Raw genomic sequence first — 620 nt, forward strand, 5'->3', positions numbered from 1 at the left:
AAAGCGCATGAATTGATGGATTCAATGGATGAAACCCTTGGCGAGTCCCATCGCTTTTTGCTCCAAAATATACAGAGCCACATCCGGTATCTGGAAAAGGAAATTCAGAAGATGGATGACTATCTGTTTGCAGCAATGACCCCGTATGCTGAACAGTGGGGCATTTTGCAAACATTGCCGGGTGTGGATAAATTCAGTGCCGCCATGCTGATCATTGAGATAGGCGTGGATATGGATCAGTTTGGCAGCGCCGGCAATCTATCATCCTGGGCGGGAATGTGTCCCGGAAACAATGAAAGCGCCGGAAAGAAGAAAAGCGGACGTACCCGAAAAGGGAACGGGACAGTCCGGCGCATTTTGTGCGAAGTAGCCAATGCGGCAAGAAAGACCAACAGCCAGTTCAAGGGTAAATACAAAGCGCTTGTAATTCGTCGGGGACACAAGCGTACCATCGTTGCTGTCGGTCACAAAATTCTTAGGGTCATTTTTTCAATGCTCAAGAATAAACAGCCGTATCGTGATCCGGATATCGACTATGAAGCCATTGTAGTCGAACGGAACGCACCGCGTTGGCTTCAAGCCTTGATTAAATTTGGTTATCTTGGCGAGGCTGTTGCCAA

General features: G+C 48.1%; 1 protein-coding gene. It reads left to right on the top strand.

Annotated features, from left to right (window positions below):
- A partial coding sequence (locus MTBBW1_RS27385; RefSeq protein ID WP_139786951.1) for a transposase occupies positions 1-620 on the top strand: 620 nt, incomplete at both ends.

This window comes from Desulfamplus magnetovallimortis (assembly GCF_900170035.1).
In the GTDB taxonomy this organism is placed as follows: domain Bacteria; phylum Desulfobacterota; class Desulfobacteria; order Desulfobacterales; family Desulfobacteraceae; genus Desulfamplus; species Desulfamplus magnetovallimortis.